Raw genomic sequence first — 16,431 nt, forward strand, 5'->3', positions numbered from 1 at the left:
AAGCACATGGTGGTAAGCGGGATCCTGGGGCGCCGGCGACGTGGGTATCAGGCGCCGGAGCCGCACCCGTCCGGTGCCCGCGCGCCGAAGCTCCCCGGCGAGCTGATTCCGAAGCATGTGGCGATCGTGATGGATGGGAACGGCCGCTGGGCGAAGGAGCGGGGGCTGCCGCGCACCGAGGGGCACAAGGTCGGTGCCGAGCGGGTGCTGGACGTGCTTCAGGGCGCGGTCGAGATGGGCGTGGGGGCGATCTCGCTGTACGCGTTCTCCACCGAGAACTGGAAGCGGTCGCCGGACGAGGTGCGCTTCCTGATGAACTTCAACCGCGACTTCATCCGCAAGACCCGGGACCAGCTCGACGCGCTGGGGATCAGGGTGCGGTGGGTCGGGCGGATGCCGAAGCTGTGGAAGTCCGTCGCCAAGGAGCTCCAGATCGCCCAGGAGCAGACCAAGGACAACGACAAGCTGACGTTGTACTTCTGCATGAACTACGGCGGGCGTGCGGAGATCGCGGACGCGGCGCAGGCCCTCGCGGAGGACGTGAAGGCGGGGCGGCTGGATCCGTCCAAGGTCAATGAGAAGACCTTCGCCAAGTACATGTACTACCCGGACATGCCCGACGTGGACCTGTTCCTGCGCCCGAGCGGCGAGCAGCGCACCTCCAACTACCTTCTCTGGCAGAGCGCTTACGCCGAGATGGTCTTCCAGGATGTGCTGTGGCCGGACTTCGACCGGCGTGACCTGTGGCGCGCGTGCGTGGAGTTCGCTTCGCGGGACCGGCGGTTCGGTGGGGCGATCCCGAATGAGGAGCTGCTGGCGATGGAGGGCAGGCAGGACGAGGCCTGAGCCGGGGGGCGTGCGAGGCGGAGTCGAGCGCTAGGGTTCCGCCCATGGTTCACCAGGGGCGGGACATCATTCAGGACGCGGACTCCGTCGAGCTGGCCTACCGGCCGACCCGAACCGACATCCTGCGGGGCATCCAGGTACGCGACCGCATACGAAGGCTGGCGCTGCTGAGGTGGGCGCTCACCTCGCTGTTCGCCGGATACGCCCTGTTTCTCGCAACCGGCGGGGCGAAGGCCGTGCTGTCGGTCGCGATCTTCCTGTTGACGGCGGTCGCGATCTGGGGCATGCCCCGCATCCAGGCCAACCATGTGTTCCGGATCGTCTCCTGGCAGGGCGGGTACCGCACCACCGTGACCGACGCCGGGATCAGGGCCGAGACCGAGCACGCCACGCTGGTGCAGCGCTGGTCGATGTTTCGTGGCTACCGCGAGACCCGTGAGCACATGGTGCTCCTCAGCCGCGACCCGAACATCCTGGTCCTGGAGGTCATCCCCAAGCGCGGCGCCGCGGACCCGGCGGACGTCGACCGCCTACGCGGGCTACTGGACCAGCACCTGCCCCGCGCGTGACCGACCGCCACCGGTTTCGCCCCCGCCGCCCCTACCCGTCCCGTCCTTGAAGGGGCTCCGCCCCTTCGACCCCGCCAGGGGGCTCTGCCCCCTGGCCCCCCGATCGGCCTGAACGGCCTCGTCCTCAAACGCCGGACGGGCTGGATGGGGCGAGTGCTGGAATTTCGGCCGCCGCCTCTCAGACGCCAGGCCCGGCATTTCAGCCCGTCCGGCGTTTGAGGACGAGGCCCCTTCAGGGCCGAAGCGGGGGTCCGGGGGCGGCAGCCCCCAGGGACGCGAACCCCCACGCACCGCACCGAATCCGGCTCAACCCGCGGCGCACTCCGCACACGTGCCGAAGATCTCCACCGTGTGCGCCACGTTCACGAACCCGTGCTCCGCCGCGATCGCGTCCGCCCACTTCTCCACCGCGGGGCCCTCGACCTCGACGGCCTTGCCGCAGACGCGGCAGACGAGGTGGTGGTGGTGTTCGCCGGTCGAGCAGCGGCGGTAGACCGACTCGCCGTCGGAGGTGCGCAGCACGTCGACCTCGCCGGCGTCGGCGAGGGACTGCAGGGTGCGGTAGACCGTGGTCAGTCCGACCGAGTCGCCCTTGTGCTTGAGCATGTCGTGCAGGTCCTGCGCACTGCGGAACTCGTCGACCTCGTCAAGGGCCGCCGCCACGGCTGCCCGCTGCCGGGTCGCGCGGCCCTTCACGGGCGGTCCAGCGGTCGTCACCGGTTGCCTCCTCACGTCTGCACTTGCCGGGCCATTGTGCCAGCCCGGACCCACAGCGGTCAGACGCCGACCTTGCCGTCGGATTCCCTGCTGGCCGGAATCGCACACTCCGCCGGGTCGCCGGCGGGCTGTGCCGCGGCCAGGGCTCGGGCCCTGCGACGGGCCAGCGGGGCCGCCAGCGCCGTCAGCGCGATGAACGCGCCGATGGTCAGCAGGACGATCGTCGCGCCGGGCGGGACGTCCTGGTAGTACGAGGTGACCGTGCCGCCGATCGTCACCGTGATGCCGATCGCGACGGCGATCGCGAACGTCGCCGCGAAGCTGCGGCTCAACTGCTGGGCCGCCGCGACCGGCACCACCATCAGCGCGCTGACCAGCAACAGCCCGACCACCCGCATCGCGACCGTCACCGTCACCGCCGCCGTGATCGCCGTCAGCAGGTTCAGCACGCGCACCGGAAGCCCGGTGACCCTCGCGAACTCCTCGTCCTGGCTCACCGCGAACAGCTGGCGGCGCAGACCGAGGGTGACCAACACCACGAACGCGGCGAGCAGAACGATCGCCGTCACGTCCGACTCGCTCACCGTCGACAAAGAACCGAACAGGTACGACGTCAGGTTGGCGTTGGAGCCCGTCGGCGCGAGGTTGATGAACATCACGCCGCCGGCCATACCGCCGTAGAAGAGCATCGCGAGGGCGATGTCGCCGCGGGTGCGGCCGTACCAGCGGATCAGCTCCATGAGCACCGCGCCGAGGACGGAGACCAGCGTCGCCATCCACACCGGGGACCAGGAGAGCAGGAAGCCCAGGCCGACACCCGTCATCGCGACATGGCCGATTCCGTCGCCCATCAGGGCCTGGCGGCGCTGGACCAGGTAAATGCCCACGGCGGGTGCCGTGATGCCGACCAGGACGGCGGCGAGCAGCGCCCGCTGCATGAAGTCGTAGTTCAGGAAGTCCATCAGCTCAGCAGTCCCGTCCGGATCGGTTCGGCGTCGTGAGCCGCGTGCGGGTGTACGTGGTCGTGGCCGGGCAGCGCGTGCTGGCCGACGGCCTTCGGGGGCGGGCCGTCGTGCAGGACGCAGCCGTCGCGCAGGACGACCGCCCGGTCGATCAAGGGCTCCAGGGGGCCGAGTTCGTGCAACACGAGGAGGACCGTCGCACCGGCCGCGACCTGCTCCCTGAGCGTCCGCGCCAGCACCTCCTGGCTGGCCAGGTCCACGCCCGCCATCGGCTCGTCCATGATCAGCAGTTCGGGGTCGGAGGCCAGGGCACGGGCGATGAGGACGCGCTGGTGCTGGCCGCCGGAGAGGGCGTTCACGGAGTCCTTGGCGCGGTCGGTCATGCCGACGAGCTCCAGGGCACGCCGTACGGCCGCGTGGTCGGCCTTGCGGAAGAGACCGAAGCGGGTGCGGGACAGGCGGCCGGACGAGACGATCTCCGTCACCGTGGCCGGCACCCCGCCCGCCGCCGTCGTGCGCTGCGGGACGTAGCCCACCCTCGCCCAGTCGCGGAACCGCGCCCGCGGGGTGCCGAACAGCTCGATCTCGCCGGCGCTGACCGGCACCTGGCCGATCACGCTGCGCACGGCGGTCGACTTGCCGGAGCCGTTGGCGCCGAGCAGCGCGACGACCTCACCGCGGTGCACGGTGAGGTCGATGCCCCGCAGGACGGGGCGTGAGCCCAGCTCGGCGCGGACGTCGCGCAGCGAAATGACGGGCTCGGTCATGCCGTCCTCCGTAGGTCGATCATGTGCGTGGGCTGGTCATTTGGCGCCCAGGGCGGTCTTCAGGGCCGCGAGGTTGGCCTCCATGACCGTGAAGTAGTCGTCGCCCTTGGACTTGTCGGTGATGCCCTCCAGCGGATCGAGCACGTCCGTCTTCAGGCCGGCGTCGTCGGCGAGGGTCTTCGCGGTCTTGTCGGACACCAGTGTCTCGTAGAACACGGTGGTCACGCCGTCGGCCTTGGCCTCCTGCTGGAGTTCCTTGATCCGGGCCGGGCTGGGCTCGCTCTCCGGGTCGAGACCGGAGATGGCCTCCATGGTCAGGCCGTAGCGCTCGGCGAGGTAGGTGAAGGCGGCGTGGTTGGTGAAGAAGACCTTGGTCTTGGTGTTCTTCAGGCCGTCCGCGAACTGCGTGTTGAGGCCGTCGAGCCTCTTGACCAGCGCTGCGGTGTTCTTCTTGTAGTCGGCCGCGTGGTCCGGGTCGGCCTTCTCGAAGGCCGCGCCGACGCCCTTGGCGACCTCCGCGTACTTCACCGGGTCGAGCCAGACGTGCGGGTCGAGGGCGTGCCCCTCCTCCTCGGAGTGCGCCTCCTCGCCCTCGTGCCCGTGGCTGTCCTCAAGGCTGCCGTGGTCCTCCAGCTCGGTCAGCGAGGCGGCGTCGATCTTCGTCTTGGTGCCGGACTGCGTCACGGCCTCGTCGACGGCCGGCTGGAGACCCTTGAGGTACAGCGCCGCGTCGGACTCCTCGATCTGTGCCCGCTGCTGCGCGCTGACCTCCAGGTCGTGCGGCTCCTGGCCGGGCTCGGTCAGACTGGTGACCTTCACATGGTCGCCGCCTATCTGCTCGGCGAGGAAGGCCATGGGGTAGAACGACGCGACGACGTCGAACTTCTCCGTGTTGCCGGCGGCCGCGCTGTCCGAGGAGCATGCGGACAGGGTGCCCAGCCCGAGGGCGGTGACGGCCGCGAGGGCAACCCCGGATATGTGGTGTCGACGTACGTTCATGACACTCATTTTCAGCAAATATGGAAACCATTGTCAACAAACGTGAGCGGCCGTCCACGGAGCGCTACCTCGGAGGGGAACCGATTTGGTTGAGGGCCAGCCCCCGCCGGTACCCTGAAGCATTCGCTGTGAAGCGCCTCGCTTCGTCGCCCGTCGTCGTAATGAAGAGAGCACCGTGGCCGCCGACAAGATCGACACCATCGTCAGCCTGAGCAAGCGCCGTGGCTTCGTATTCCCCTGCAGTGAGATCTACGGCGGCCAGCGCGCCGCCTGGGACTACGGGCCGCTGGGTGTCGAGCTCAAGGAGAACCTGAAGCGCCAGTGGTGGCGCTACATGGTGACGTCGCGCGAGGACGTGGTCGGTATCGACTCGTCCGTGATCCTGGCCCCCGAGGTCTGGGTCGCCTCCGGCCACGTCGCCACTTTCACGGACCCGCTCACCGAGTGCACCTCCTGTCACAAGCGGTTCCGCGCGGACCACCTTGAGGAGGCCTACGAGGCGAAGAAGGGCCACCTCCCGGAGAACGGCCTCGCCGACCTCAACTGCCCGAACTGCGGCAACAAGGGCCAGTTCACCGAGCCCAAGCAGTTCTCGGGTCTTCTCTCCACCCACCTCGGCCCGACCCAGGACTCCGGCTCGATCGCGTACCTCCGCCCGGAGACCGCGCAGGGTATCTTCACCAACTTCGCCCAGGTGCAGACCACTTCGCGCCGCAAGCCGCCGTTCGGCATCGCGCAGATGGGCAAGTCCTTCCGCAACGAGATCACGCCCGGCAACTTCATCTTCCGCACCCGCGAGTTCGAGCAGATGGAGATGGAGTTCTTCGTCAAGCCGGGCGAGGACGAGACGTGGCAGGAGTACTGGATGGAGCAGCGCTGGAACTGGTACACCGGCCTGGGCCTGCGCGAGGAGAACATGCGGTGGTACGAGCACCCCAAGGAGAAGCTCTCCCACTACTCCAAGCGCACCGCTGACATCGAGTACCGCTTCCAGTTCGGCGGCAACGAGTGGGGCGAGCTGGAGGGCGTCGCGAACCGGACGGACTACGACCTGGGCGCGCACTCGAAGGCCTCCGGCCAGGACCTCTCCTACTTCGACCAGGAGGCCGGCGAGCGCTGGACGCCGTACGTCATCGAGCCGGCGGCCGGTGTCGGCCGCGCGATGCTGGCGTTCCTGCTCGACGCGTACGTCGAGGACGAGGCGCCCAACGCCAAGGGCAAGATGGAGAAGCGCACGGTGCTGCGCCTCGACCACCGTCTGGCCCCGGTGAAGGTCGCGGTGCTCCCGCTCTCCCGCAACCCCGAGCTGTCCCCGAAGGCCAAGGGCCTCGCCCAGGCGCTCCGCCAGAACTGGAACATCGAGTTCGACGACGCGGGCGCGATCGGCCGCCGCTACCGGCGCCAGGACGAGATCGGCACGCCGTACTGCGTGACGGTCGACTTCGACACCCTGGACGACAACGCGGTGACTGTGCGCGAGCGTGACTCGATGAAGCAGGAGCGGGTGTCGCTGGACCAGATCGAGGGGTACCTCGCCAGCCGGCTGATCGGCGCCTGAGGGATCTGCGGGATCTGCGGGATCTGAGGGATCTGCAGAGTTTGCGGAATCTGCTGAAAACCCCGGTTTCGTTACGGACGTAACAGACGTAACGAAACCGGGGTTTCGCCCATCCAGGGCGCATACGGCTCCGAAGGGGAGGCATGCGCGGCCCGCAGGGGGCCACGCGTCTCTTACGGGGGCACCATGCGCAAGCAAGCAGTCATCGGCGTGACCACGCTCGCCCTGGCCGTCGGGACCGTCGGCCTCGTCGCCGCGAAGGACAACAGCGGGTCCTCTCCGGCGATCTCCACCCAGTCCGGCGGCACAGCGGCCGGGCTGCCGCAGGCATCCGGCAACCGGCTCGTCGCCGTCGGCCTGACCGCCGACCAGCGCCTCGTCCGCTTCCGCGCCGACCGACCCGGTGTCGTCCTGCCGCTCGGCAAGGTGAGCGGCCTCAAGGGCGACAGCAAGCTCGTCGGCATCGACTACCGGGTGCAGAACAACAGGCTGTACGGCGTCGGAGACAAGGGCGGCGTCTACACGATCCGCGAGATCGGCGCCAAGGCCACCAAGGTCTCGCAGCTGAGCGTCGCCCTGCAGGGCACCGGCTTCGGCGTCGACTTCAACCCGGCCGTCAACCGGCTGCGCGTCATCAGCGACACCGGCCAGAACCTCCGCCACAACATCGACGACCCGGCGGGCGCCCCCGCCGCGGGCACGACGGCCGTCGACGGCACCCTCACCAACCCGCCGGTGCCGCCCGCGACGACGGGTGCGACGGCGACGGGCGTGACGGGGGCGGCGTACACGAACAACGACCTCGACGCGACGACGGCCACGACCCTGTTCGACCTCGACACGGCCCAGGACCAGATCGCCGTCCAGTCCCCGGCCAACGCGGGCAACCTCGCCCCGACCGGCAGGACGGGCGTGGACGTTCCGCGCGACTCGGGCTTCGACATCTACAGCTCGGCGAACGCGGGGACGAACACGGGCTATGCGGTTACCGGTTCGCGGGCCTATCGGGTCAACCTGCTGACGGGCAGGGCGACTTCGCTCGGCTCGTTCCCGCAGGGGCGTCAGGTGGTGGATCTGGCGATGCCGCTGCGGCAGGGCTGAGGCCGGCTGTTCCCCGCACCCCTCGGGTGGGGTGCGGGGACGGCGTCTACAGGTCCAGGTCGGCGTAGACGGCGGCGTGGTCGGAAGCCTGTGTCGCCTTCGACTTCACGGTCTGGAACGACTTGAACGTCCTGGGTGCCCAGATGCCGCGGCGCTCCACCTCCACATGCTCGACGCGGTCCCACAGCTTCGGCGAGAACATGAGGTAGTCGAGCTTGTCGTCGTCGCCCGTGCCCGGACCGTGCGTGCCCGGGTCTCCCGTGTAGCCGGGGTGGGTCATCGCGTCCTTCAGGCCCGCGTCCAGCAGTATCTTGACCGGGGTGCTGGCCATGAAGTCGTTGAGGTCCCCGGCGACCACCACGCGCTCGGAGCGCTGGAGCGCGGCCTCGTAGATCTCCCGCACCCGCTCGGCCTGGCGCTTGCGCAGCCCCCCGCCACCGCCGATCTTGCTCTTGAAGTGGTTGCCCAGAATCCACACGGGCGTCCCGTTGACGGCTGTCTCGAACTCGGGGCAGTCCCGGCTGAACAGCCGCCTGCCGCCCTGTCCGGGGTCGAAGATGTGCGAGCGCACGGACGTGATCGGATGACGGCTGAAGATTCCGACGTCGATGCCGCGGGGATCGTTGCCGTCGACGAGCAGGTTGAACGGGTAGGGCTGATGCCCCAACGCCTCGCCCAGGACGTGCTCGTTGAAGCGCTCCAGGGTGGGACGGTCCTCGACCTCCACCACGAGCAGCACGTCGGCGTTGACCTCCGCGACCACTCGCGCGGTGTTCTGCACGGCCGTCCAGCTGAGATCGCCACGGACGAGTTCCACCCAGCCCGGCCACTTCCCGCGGCCGTCGGCCTGGATCACGATGGTGGGGTTGTCCACGGGGCCGTCTGCCTGGAAGAGCTTGGCGCCCGATCCCTTGAGTTGGTTGATGAAGAACGGCCTTGGGCTGTCCTTCTCCGAGTTGTGGACCTGGTGCTCCTTGATCAGCTCGGCGATCCGGTCCTTGTCCGTCTGCTGGTAGGTGTCCTTTTCGAGGAGGGCGACCAGTTCGTTGAAGTCGGCAAGGATCTTGTCGCGCGCGGCGTCGTCATCGAGGGCGAAGACCCTGGGGCGGTGGAAGAGGTTCTCCGCGTTGAAGGTGGCGATACGGATTGTCATGGCGCCTCCTCTGCGGTGGCGCAGGTGCATCCGCGCGGCCGGGGGCAGGCGCCACCAGGGGCTGCTCGCCGACACTTCGATTCTCGGACCGCTGCGCAACCGTGTCGAACGGAGCGGTGATTGGTCCCCTTGCCCGGCGCGCGATTGGCCCTGTTCCCCGGACCGGGACGGCGACAGCGTGGGCCGCATGAGCCTCGCGTTTTTGCTGACCACCCTCGTCGTCGTCGCCACCCCCGGCACCGGCGTCGTCTACACCCTCGCGGCAGGCCTCTCCCGCGGCCGCCGGGCGAGTGTCGTCGCCGCCTTCTCCTGCACGCTCGGGATCGTGCCGCACATGCTGGCCACCGTCACCGGCCTGGCCGCGCTGTTGCACGCGAGTGCGACCGCGTTCCAGATCCTCAAGTACGCCGGTGTCGCCTATCTGCTGTACATGGCGTGGGCCATGCTCAGGGACAAGGACGCCATCGCGGTGAACGAGGGTGCCGCGCCGCTCTCCTCGGGGCGGGTGATCGTGCGGGGCGTGCTGATCAACGTCCTCAATCCGAAGTTGACGATGTTCTTCTTCGCCTTTCTCCCGCAGTTCGTGGACCCGGGCGCGGCGAACGCCCTGCCGCGCATGCTGGCGCTGAGTGGGGTGTTCATGGCGATGACGTTCGTGGTCTTCGCGGCGTACGGCGTGCTCGCCGCCTCCGTCCGCAGTCATGTCACCTCCCGGCCCCGGGTGATGACGTGGCTGCGGCGGACCTTCGCGGGGGCGTTCGTGGCGCTGGGGGCGAAGCTGGCGTCGACGTGATCAGCAGGCGAAGGCGGCGAAGAGGGTGTCGATGCGCAGGCGCAGGTCGGCCGCGGTGGCGCCCTTGATGGCCACCGAGATCATGTCGCCGTCTTCGACGTCCCGCGCGGCGCGGACCTCCAGGGAGTGGACGGGGCCGATCAGGGGGTAGGAGTACCAGGCCTCCGGGTCCTCGTCGTCCGTCGATTCGAGGCCGATCTCCACCGTCTCCCAGTCGGTGTCGTCGAAGGGGTAGTTGATGTAGCCGGAGAGGAGTCCGAGGAAGGTGCCGAGATCGGACTCCTTCCGGACAGTGCCTCTCATCTCGTCCGGCTCGGTCTCCGGGTACGTCTCCTGCCGCGTCGGATCGGTCATCCGTAGCCCGGCGCCGACCGCGTACAGGTCCCTGATGGTGACGTGGAAGTGCGCCCAGAGATCGAGCTCGCGACGGGTGCAGTCCGGGTCCTGCGCGGCGAGCGGCAGTCGCCGCACGTACCTGCGGCGGGCCTCGTCGAACAGGCAGGGTTCCGTCAACGCCTGGCTCCAGTGGGCGAGTTCGGCTGCGTACCGTTGCTCGGCCGCCTGCGGGTCCAGGTCGAGGTACTGGGCGATGTCCTCCCACGAAGCGCCCCGCTCCCGCTCGAACACGACCGCCCGCGCCAGCAGCTCTCCGGCGTGCTCCACCAGCTGCCGGGCCTCGCTCGCCCGGCCGCCGAGGCCGGTGTCGGCGTCGTTGCGGGTGACCACCAACGTGCCCGCGATCCGGGCGAGGTCGGCGGCGGCCCGGCTGAGCACGAGCCGGGCCAGGGCCTCCCGGGTGTAGGGGCCAAAGGCGTCGTTGTCGTGGGGTGTCGTGTCGATCACGGGGGCAGGGTTGCACGGGCGCGCGGTCGGCGTCGCGGCCATTTCGGCGAGCGGCCGCCTGCCCCCCCGACTGACGGCCGCCGACCTCCGCTCACCCCACCGCTCAACGCCCCTGCAGCGCCTTCACGTTGTCGCCGAACGTCCAGTTCTTCGAGCCGTCCCAGTTGATCGACCAGGTCATCAGGCCCTTCAGCGCGGTGCCGTAGTGCCGCCAGGCCTGGGCGACCAGGGTCGGGGACATGTGGCCGCCGCCCGCGCCCGGCTGGGCGGGCAGGCCCGGGACCTGCTTGTCGTACGGCACCTTGATCGTCGTACCTTGAATGACTAGGCCCTTGTCGAGGCAGTCCGTCTGGGCGACGAAGCCCTCGACGGTGCCGGCGGAGTAGGAGTCGCCGGAGCAGCCGTACATGCTGCCGTTGTAGTACTGCATGTTCAGCCACCACAGGCGGCCGTTGTCGGCGTACTTCTTGATGACGGGGAGATACGCACCCCAGATCGAGCCGTAGACGACACTGCCGCCGGTGACGTACGCCGTCTCCGGGGCCATCGTCAGGCCGAAGCCGGATGGCATCTGTGCCAGCACTCCGTCGATGATGCGGATCAAGTTGGCCTGGGACGTGGAGAGTTGGGCGATGTTCCCGCTGCCGACCAGGCCCGTTTCGATGTCTATGTCGATGCCGTCGAAGTTGTACTTCTTCAGGATCGGGACGATCGTCGCCACGAAGCGGTCGGCCACCGCGGTCGAGCTGAGGTCGATGCCCGCTGTGGCGCCGCCGATCGACAGCAGGATCGTCTGGCCGGCCGCCTTCGCCGCGCACATCTCCGCCGGTGTCGCCACCTTCACGCCGGTGTCCATGCCGTCCTCCCAGAGGGCCGTTCCGTCGGAGCGGATGACCGGGAACGCCGCGTTGATCACGTTGTAGCCGTGCGCGGGGATGCGGGAGTCGGTGATGGGGGTCCAGCCGAAGGGCGGGTGGACACCGCCCGCGGCGCCGTCCCAGTTCTCCCAGTAGCCCTGGAGGACCTTGCCGGCGGGCTTCGGCTTGACCGCGCAGGTGTCGGCCGCGGAGGCGGTCGTGGCGACGGGCAACTGGGCGAGACAGGCGGTCGTCAGTGCGGTGGCGAGCAGGCGCAGGGCGCGGCGGAGCATGCGGGCCTCCCGGTGGGGGTGCGGTGAGGTGTCATACGTGTCGTAGGCATGACAGTGCTCGTGGTCCAGACCTCCCGTCAATAGGTCTGGACCATTTCCGTTCGGGCTTGACGAGTATGGAATGACAGATATTGAAATCTGTCATCTGTTAGGGCATGGTGGAGGCATGACGATGCAAACCCGCCCCCTCGGAACCACCGGCCCCCAGGTCTCCGCCGTCGGCCTCGGCTGCATGGGCATGTCCGCGCTGTACGGCGACACCGACCGGGCCGAGTCGATCGCCACCCTCCACGCCGCCCTGGAGGCAGGCGTGACCCTGCTGGACACCGGCGACTTCTACGGCATGGGCCACAACGAGATGCTGATCGGCGAGGCCCTGCGCGCCGCCCCCGCCGACCTGCGCGAACAGGCGCTGGTGAGTGTGAAGTTCGGTGCGCTGCGGGACCCCGACGGCGGCTGGTCCGGGTATGACGGCCGGCCCGCCGCCGTGAAGAACTTCGCCGCGTACTCGTTGCAGCGGCTCGGCGTCGACCACATCGACGTCTACCGGATCGCCCGGCTCGACCCGGCCGTACCCATCGAGGAGACGGTCGGCGCGATCTCCGAACTGATCGAGAAGGGGTACGTCCGGCACATCGGCCTCAGTGAGGTCGGCGCCGAGACCGTCCGCCGGGCCGCCGCCGTCGCGCCCATCGCCGACCTGCAGATCGAGTACTCCCTGATCTCCCGCGGCATCGAGGAGTCGGTCCTGCCGACCACCCGTGAGCTGGGCATCTCCATCACCGCGTACGGCGTCCTGTCCCGCGGTCTGATCTCCGGCCACTTCACCCGCGACCGGCAGCTCGGCGCGAACGACTTCCGTGCCATGTCGCCCCGCTTCCAGGGCGAGAACCTCCAGCACAACCTGAACCTGGTGGAGGCGCTGCGGAAGATCGCCGAGCAGAAGGGCGTGAGCGTCGCGCAGATCGCCATCGCCTGGGTGCTGTCGCGGGGCGAGGACATCGTGCCGCTCGTCGGCGCCCGCACCCGGGAGAGGCTCGGCGAGTCGCTGGGCGCGCTGGACGTGACGCTGGACGCGGCCGACCTCGCCGCGATCGAGGAGGCCGTGCCGGCGGACGCGGCGGCGGGCGACCGCTACCCGGCCGCACAGATGGCACACCTGGGCAGCAAGTAGTGTCCGAGCCGCCAGGTACCGTCTGACTCATGGCACCGCCCCCCGTGACCCTGACCGCCGAGCGCATCCTCGTGGCGACCGAGGAGGTGCTGCGCCGCCACGGCCCCGCCAAGGCCACCGTGGTCGACGTGGCCCGTGCGCTCGGCGTCAGCCATGGCAGCGTCTACCGGCACTTCCGCACGAAGGCGGCGCTGCGGGAGGCGGTGACGAAGAGGTGGCTGGACCGTACGTCGGACGCCCTCTCCGCCATCGTCGCCGAGGACGGGGACCCCGAGTCCCGGCTGCGGGACTGGCTGACGGCCCTGTTCGCCGCCAAGCGCAGGAAGGCGGGCGACGACCCCGAGCTGTTCGCCACCTACAGCGTCCTGGCAGGGGAGAACACCGAAGCGGTCGGTGCGCACATCGCCGACCTGACCGGTCAGTTGGCGCAGATCATCGAGGCGGGCGTCGGCGCGGGAAACTTCACCGCGGCCGACCCCGCCGCCACCGCCCGCGCCGTCTTCCAGGCCACCGGCCGCTTCCACGACCCGTGCTATGCGCGTGAGTGGGAGGAGCCGGGTGCCGAGGACGACTTCGCCGCGATGCTGGAGCTGCTGCTGCGCGGCCTGGGCGCCCAGGACGACAGCGCGTAGAGGAGCGGGCGCGTGCCCCGAGGGGCGGGGCACGCGCGGTTCCGCCGGGATGTCGCCGTCGGCCGTCTGCCGTGGGCTATCGGGCGGTCAGGGAGTAGGCGGTGACCTCCAGCGCGGTGTCGACGACCGTGCACTCGGGGGTCTGCCAGGCGATCGCGTCGGTCGGGGTCTCGGCGGTCCGGGCGGCCGGTTGTTCCGCCTGCTCCATGGCTTCGTTCATCCTGCGTACCTTCCTTTCGGAATCCTGCGAGGACTCTTGCCAAGGAGTATTCAAGGACCCCGGATGTTCGGCCATTTGGAGTCGCCCAACCGGGCCTCGCACCGTCCCACGGCGGCCCCGCGACCGCGGCTACGCCTCCGTCGGATCCACCGTCGCCTGGTGGGCCTCCGCCAGATGCTCCTCCGCCTTCAGCCACGGCAGGAACTGCGCGGCCTTGCGCCAACCACATGTGTCACATCTGACCGTGCGCTGCGCGCCCCTGCGTAGTACCTGTACGACGTGCTCCCGTCCGTGTTGGTCCCAGCGGCTCACCTTGCTTGTGTTGATCTCCAGCATGACGCCTCCAGCGTCCGAGGACATCGAGTCTGTGTGCGCCGGCCCTGAGCAGCCGTGCGCAGCAAGGAGTGTGCAGCAAGACCAACATCAACAGGGACACTTCCTCGGCAAGTTGGCCAACCTGTGGCCACACCCTCACATGTCCGTCAGCCGATCGTGCGCGGCAGACGCAGGCTGAGCAGCCCCGTCAGCGCCACTCCGGCCAGCTGGACCAGGAGCGTGGTCACCAGGGCGTCGCGCATACCGAGCCCGGGGACCAGGGAGAGGAAGAGCGTACCCAGCGTCGCCACGCCCAGGGCCAGGGACGACTGCTGGGTCGTGATCATCACCCCGCTGCCCACGCCCGCCCGCGCCGCCGGCACCTCGGAGAGCACGATCCGGAAGACGACGGGGAGTTGGAGGGCCTGTCCCGCGCCGGCGACGGCCGCCCCGGGGAGCAGTTCGACGAGGCCGAGGTCCGGCCAGGAGTACCAGGCCGCCAGCGCCATCAGGGCCACGCCCACCCCCTGGATCGCCGCCCCGGCGGTCACGACCCGGGTGCCGTAGCGGGCCACCAGCCGTGGGCCGGCCAGCGAGACGAAGAAGAACACCACCGCCATGGGGGCGAGGGCCAGCCCGGCCGCGACCGGACCGCGGCCCGCCCCCTGCTGCAGCGCCACCGCGATCACGAACATGAAGCCGCTGAAGCCGATGGAGAACGGCACGATCATCACCAGCCCACGCCTGAGTGACGTGAGCGCGAACAGGCTCGGCGGCACCAGTGGCGTACGGCCCCGCCGGTCCGCCCTGCGCTCCACCGCGTAGAACGCCGCCGCCACGAACGGGAACGCCGCCAGCGACAGCCACGTCCACAGCGGCCAGCCCGCCGCCCGGCCTTCGGTGAGCGGGGCCAGGAGCGTGAGGAGGGAGACGGCGAGCAGGACCGTGCCGGGTCCGTCGATCGGTTCGGGGTGCTGGGAGCGGGTCTCCGGGACCGCGCGGGCGGCCAGGAAGAGGCCGACGAGGACGACGGGGACGTTCACCAGGAACACCGAGCGCCAGCCGGTGCCCGCGATGTCGGCCGCGACCAGGACGCCGCCGAGGATCTGCCCGGCCACCATGGACAGCCCGGCCGTCGCGCCGTACAGCCCCATGGCCTTGGCGCGGCGCTGACCGCTGGTCGCCGCCTGGATCGTGGCGAGCACCTGCGGCAGCATCGCCGCCGACGCCGCGCCCTGCGCGACCCGCGCCGCGACGAGCGTCCACGCGCTGGGCGCCAGCCCGCACGCCAGCGAGGTCAGCCCGAAGGCCGCCATACCGCCCAGGAACAGCCGACGCCGGCCGAACAGATCGCCGAGCCGCCCGCCGAGGACGAGCAGCACGGCGTACGCCAACCCGTAGCCCGCGACGACGAGTTCGAGCATGGTCTCGCTCGCCGCGAGGTCGTGCCCGATGGTGGGCAGGGCGACGTTGACGATGAAGAAGTCGATGAGGGGGAGTGCCGCGGCGAGCAGCACGGTGAAGAGGCCGAGGGTGCCGAGCGTGGGTGGGGCCGCGGCCGTCCTGGCCTTGAGCGCAGTGATGGTTTCGGTCACGGTTACGAGACTGCGGCGGTTCGGAGAGTGGTACCAGAGTGTTCTTATCCTGGTAGAAGAACCACCTGGAAACAGGGTTCGGACGGCGGCAGGCTGGAGGCATGACGACCATGGCACAGGAGACGGTCACCGAGGCGCCGCGCGCCGGGGCCGCTTCGGCGGTCCGGCGCCACGAACTCGCCGAGTTCCTGCGCCACCGCCGCGAGCACATCACCCCCGAGCAGGTCGGCCTGCCCCGCGGCCGCCGGCGCCGCACACCCGGCCTGCGCCGCGAGGAGGTCGCCCAGCTCTCGGCGGTCGGCGTCACCTGGTACACGTGGCTCGAACAGGCGAGGGACATCCAGGTCTCGGTCCAGGTCCTCGACGCCCTCGCCCGCACCCTGATGCTCGACCCCAGCGAGCGCTCCCACATCTTCCAGCTGGCCGGGGCGGTGGACCCGACACCCGCGACGACCTGCCCGTCGGTGACCCCCGCCATGAGGGCTGTACTGGAGCAGCTGGAGCCGTATCCGGCCTGCCTCCAGAACAGCCGGTACGACATCCTCGCCCACAACCGCACCTACGGCCTGCTGCTGTGCGACCTGGAGGCGGTGCCGCCCGAGGACCGCAACTGCATGATCCTTTCGTACACGCACGAGGAGTGGCAGTCGTCGATCGTGCACCTGGAGGAGGCCCAACGCCTCATGGCCGCCCGCTTCCGCGCCGCGATGGCCGGCCACCTCGGGGAACCCGCCTGGAAGATGCTCCTCAAGCGCCTGCGCACGGAGTCCGCCGAGTTCCGCGAGGCGTGGGATCGCCATGAGGTGGTGGCTCACCGGAGCAAGAGGAAGGAGTTCATCAACCGGCATGTGGGGCGGTTGGTGGTCGACCACACGGATCTGTGGCTGAGCCCGGAGGCGGGCCCGAGGATGGTCACCTATGTGCCGGCGGACGAGGAGTCGAGGCAACGGCTGGAAAGGCTGCACTCGATATCGCTGGCGAGGGCAGTGCCCTAAAGGGGCGCGGGGAACTGCGCGACCAGACCCCACCAACCGTCA

Annotated in this window: 18 protein-coding genes; 8 read left to right on the top strand and 10 right to left on the bottom strand. The window is 69.6% G+C overall.

Translation table 11 applies throughout. The features are described 5' to 3' along the window. The first annotated feature begins 6 nt into the window (after positions 1 to 6). Together BLU79_RS32085 and BLU79_RS32090 are read left to right on the top strand one after the other, a co-directional pair. Complete coding sequence (locus tag BLU79_RS32085) at positions 7 to 846, top strand: isoprenyl transferase (protein WP_093909472.1); 840 nt, start codon at positions 7 to 9, stop codon at positions 844 to 846. 44 nt (positions 847 to 890) lie between these two features. Next, positions 891 to 1,415, top strand: a complete 525-nt coding sequence (locus tag BLU79_RS32090) for a YcxB family protein (RefSeq protein WP_093909473.1) — start codon at positions 891 to 893, stop codon at positions 1,413 to 1,415. A 306-nt stretch (positions 1,416 to 1,721) separates the two neighbouring features. Here the strand turns inward: BLU79_RS32090 and BLU79_RS32095 are convergent, their stop codons facing one another. From BLU79_RS32095 to BLU79_RS32110, 4 genes are read right to left on the bottom strand one after another with little or no spacing between them, the layout of a single operon-like run. Continuing rightward, positions 1,722 to 2,132 (bottom strand): Fur family transcriptional regulator, encoded by a 411-nt coding sequence (locus tag BLU79_RS32095; protein WP_093909474.1) that lies wholly within the window; start codon positions 2,130 to 2,132, stop codon positions 1,722 to 1,724. Positions 2,133 to 2,191: 59 nt separating this feature from the next. Continuing rightward, entirely contained in the window at positions 2,192 to 3,094 is a 903-nt protein-coding gene (locus tag BLU79_RS32100) for a metal ABC transporter permease (RefSeq protein WP_093909475.1), read from the bottom strand. Next, on the bottom strand, positions 3,094 to 3,861 hold the full coding sequence (locus BLU79_RS32105; protein ID WP_093909476.1) for a metal ABC transporter ATP-binding protein: 768 nt from the start codon (positions 3,859 to 3,861) through the stop codon (positions 3,094 to 3,096). The genes BLU79_RS32100 and BLU79_RS32105 overlap by 1 nt, the downstream gene beginning before the upstream one ends. Before the next feature lie 36 nt (positions 3,862 to 3,897). After that, positions 3,898 to 4,860, bottom strand: a complete 963-nt coding sequence (locus BLU79_RS32110) for a metal ABC transporter solute-binding protein, Zn/Mn family (RefSeq protein ID WP_093909477.1) — start codon at positions 4,858 to 4,860, stop codon at positions 3,898 to 3,900. Positions 4,861 to 5,035: 175 nt separating this feature from the next. On the opposite strand from BLU79_RS32110, the gene BLU79_RS32115 reads away from it, so the two are divergent. Continuing rightward, positions 5,036 to 6,418, top strand: a complete 1,383-nt coding sequence (locus BLU79_RS32115) for a glycine--tRNA ligase (protein ID WP_093909478.1) — start codon at positions 5,036 to 5,038, stop codon at positions 6,416 to 6,418. Positions 6,419 to 6,604: 186 nt separating this feature from the next. Beyond that, positions 6,605 to 7,519 carry a DUF4394 domain-containing protein gene (locus tag BLU79_RS32120; RefSeq protein WP_093909479.1) on the top strand — a complete coding sequence of 305 codons (915 nt, stop codon included), beginning with the start codon at positions 6,605 to 6,607 and terminating at the stop codon, positions 7,517 to 7,519. Between the two features lie 46 nt (positions 7,520 to 7,565). On the opposite strand, the gene BLU79_RS32125 is transcribed toward BLU79_RS32120, so the two are convergent. Continuing rightward, entirely contained in the window at positions 7,566 to 8,672 is a 1,107-nt protein-coding gene (locus BLU79_RS32125) for an endonuclease/exonuclease/phosphatase family protein (RefSeq protein ID WP_093909480.1), read from the bottom strand. Positions 8,673 to 8,859: 187 nt separating this feature from the next. Between BLU79_RS32125 and BLU79_RS32130 the strand changes: the two genes are divergently transcribed. Beyond that, entirely contained in the window at positions 8,860 to 9,465 is a 606-nt protein-coding gene (locus BLU79_RS32130) for a LysE family translocator (RefSeq protein WP_093909481.1), read from the top strand. On the opposite strand, the gene BLU79_RS49310 is transcribed toward BLU79_RS32130, so the two are convergent. Both BLU79_RS49310 and BLU79_RS32140 read right to left on the bottom strand, forming a co-directional pair. Continuing rightward, positions 9,466 to 10,308 (bottom strand): hypothetical protein, encoded by an 843-nt coding sequence (locus tag BLU79_RS49310; RefSeq protein ID WP_256333530.1) that lies wholly within the window; start codon positions 10,306 to 10,308, stop codon positions 9,466 to 9,468. A gap of 103 nt (positions 10,309 to 10,411) precedes the next feature. Next, positions 10,412 to 11,458, bottom strand: coding sequence for a chitinase (locus tag BLU79_RS32140; protein WP_093909482.1), 1,047 nt, complete (start codon positions 11,456 to 11,458; stop codon positions 10,412 to 10,414). A gap of 166 nt (positions 11,459 to 11,624) precedes the next feature. Here BLU79_RS32140 and BLU79_RS32145 point away from each other — a divergent pair, with 166 nt between their 5' ends. After that, on the top strand, positions 11,625 to 12,632 hold the full coding sequence (locus BLU79_RS32145; RefSeq protein ID WP_093909483.1) for an aldo/keto reductase: 1,008 nt from the start codon (positions 11,625 to 11,627) through the stop codon (positions 12,630 to 12,632). Positions 12,633 to 12,661: 29 nt separating this feature from the next. Next, on the top strand, positions 12,662 to 13,264 hold the full coding sequence (locus BLU79_RS32150) for a TetR/AcrR family transcriptional regulator (RefSeq protein WP_093909484.1): 603 nt from the start codon (positions 12,662 to 12,664) through the stop codon (positions 13,262 to 13,264). Between the two features lie 76 nt (positions 13,265 to 13,340). Here the strand turns inward: BLU79_RS32150 and pqqA are convergent, their stop codons facing one another. From pqqA to BLU79_RS32165, 3 genes are all read right to left on the bottom strand, one after another. Beyond that, on the bottom strand, positions 13,341 to 13,484 hold the full coding sequence (gene pqqA, locus BLU79_RS32155; RefSeq protein ID WP_093909485.1) for a pyrroloquinoline quinone precursor peptide PqqA: 144 nt from the start codon (positions 13,482 to 13,484) through the stop codon (positions 13,341 to 13,343). 129 nt (positions 13,485 to 13,613) lie between these two features. After that, positions 13,614 to 13,820, bottom strand: coding sequence for a hypothetical protein (locus BLU79_RS32160; RefSeq protein WP_093909486.1), 207 nt, complete (start codon positions 13,818 to 13,820; stop codon positions 13,614 to 13,616). A 146-nt stretch (positions 13,821 to 13,966) separates the two neighbouring features. Beyond that, entirely contained in the window at positions 13,967 to 15,394 is a 1,428-nt protein-coding gene (locus BLU79_RS32165; RefSeq protein WP_093909487.1) for an MFS transporter, read from the bottom strand. Positions 15,395 to 15,495: 101 nt separating this feature from the next. On the opposite strand from BLU79_RS32165, the gene BLU79_RS32170 reads away from it, so the two are divergent. Continuing rightward, positions 15,496 to 16,389: a helix-turn-helix transcriptional regulator gene (locus tag BLU79_RS32170; RefSeq protein ID WP_177001255.1), complete on the top strand. Its 894-nt coding sequence runs from the start codon at positions 15,496 to 15,498 to the stop codon at positions 16,387 to 16,389. Positions 16,390 to 16,431: the final 42 nt, after the last annotated feature.

The sequence above is a fragment of the Streptomyces sp. cf386 genome (assembly GCF_900103585.1).
In the GTDB taxonomy this organism is placed as follows: domain Bacteria; phylum Actinomycetota; class Actinomycetes; order Streptomycetales; family Streptomycetaceae; genus Streptomyces.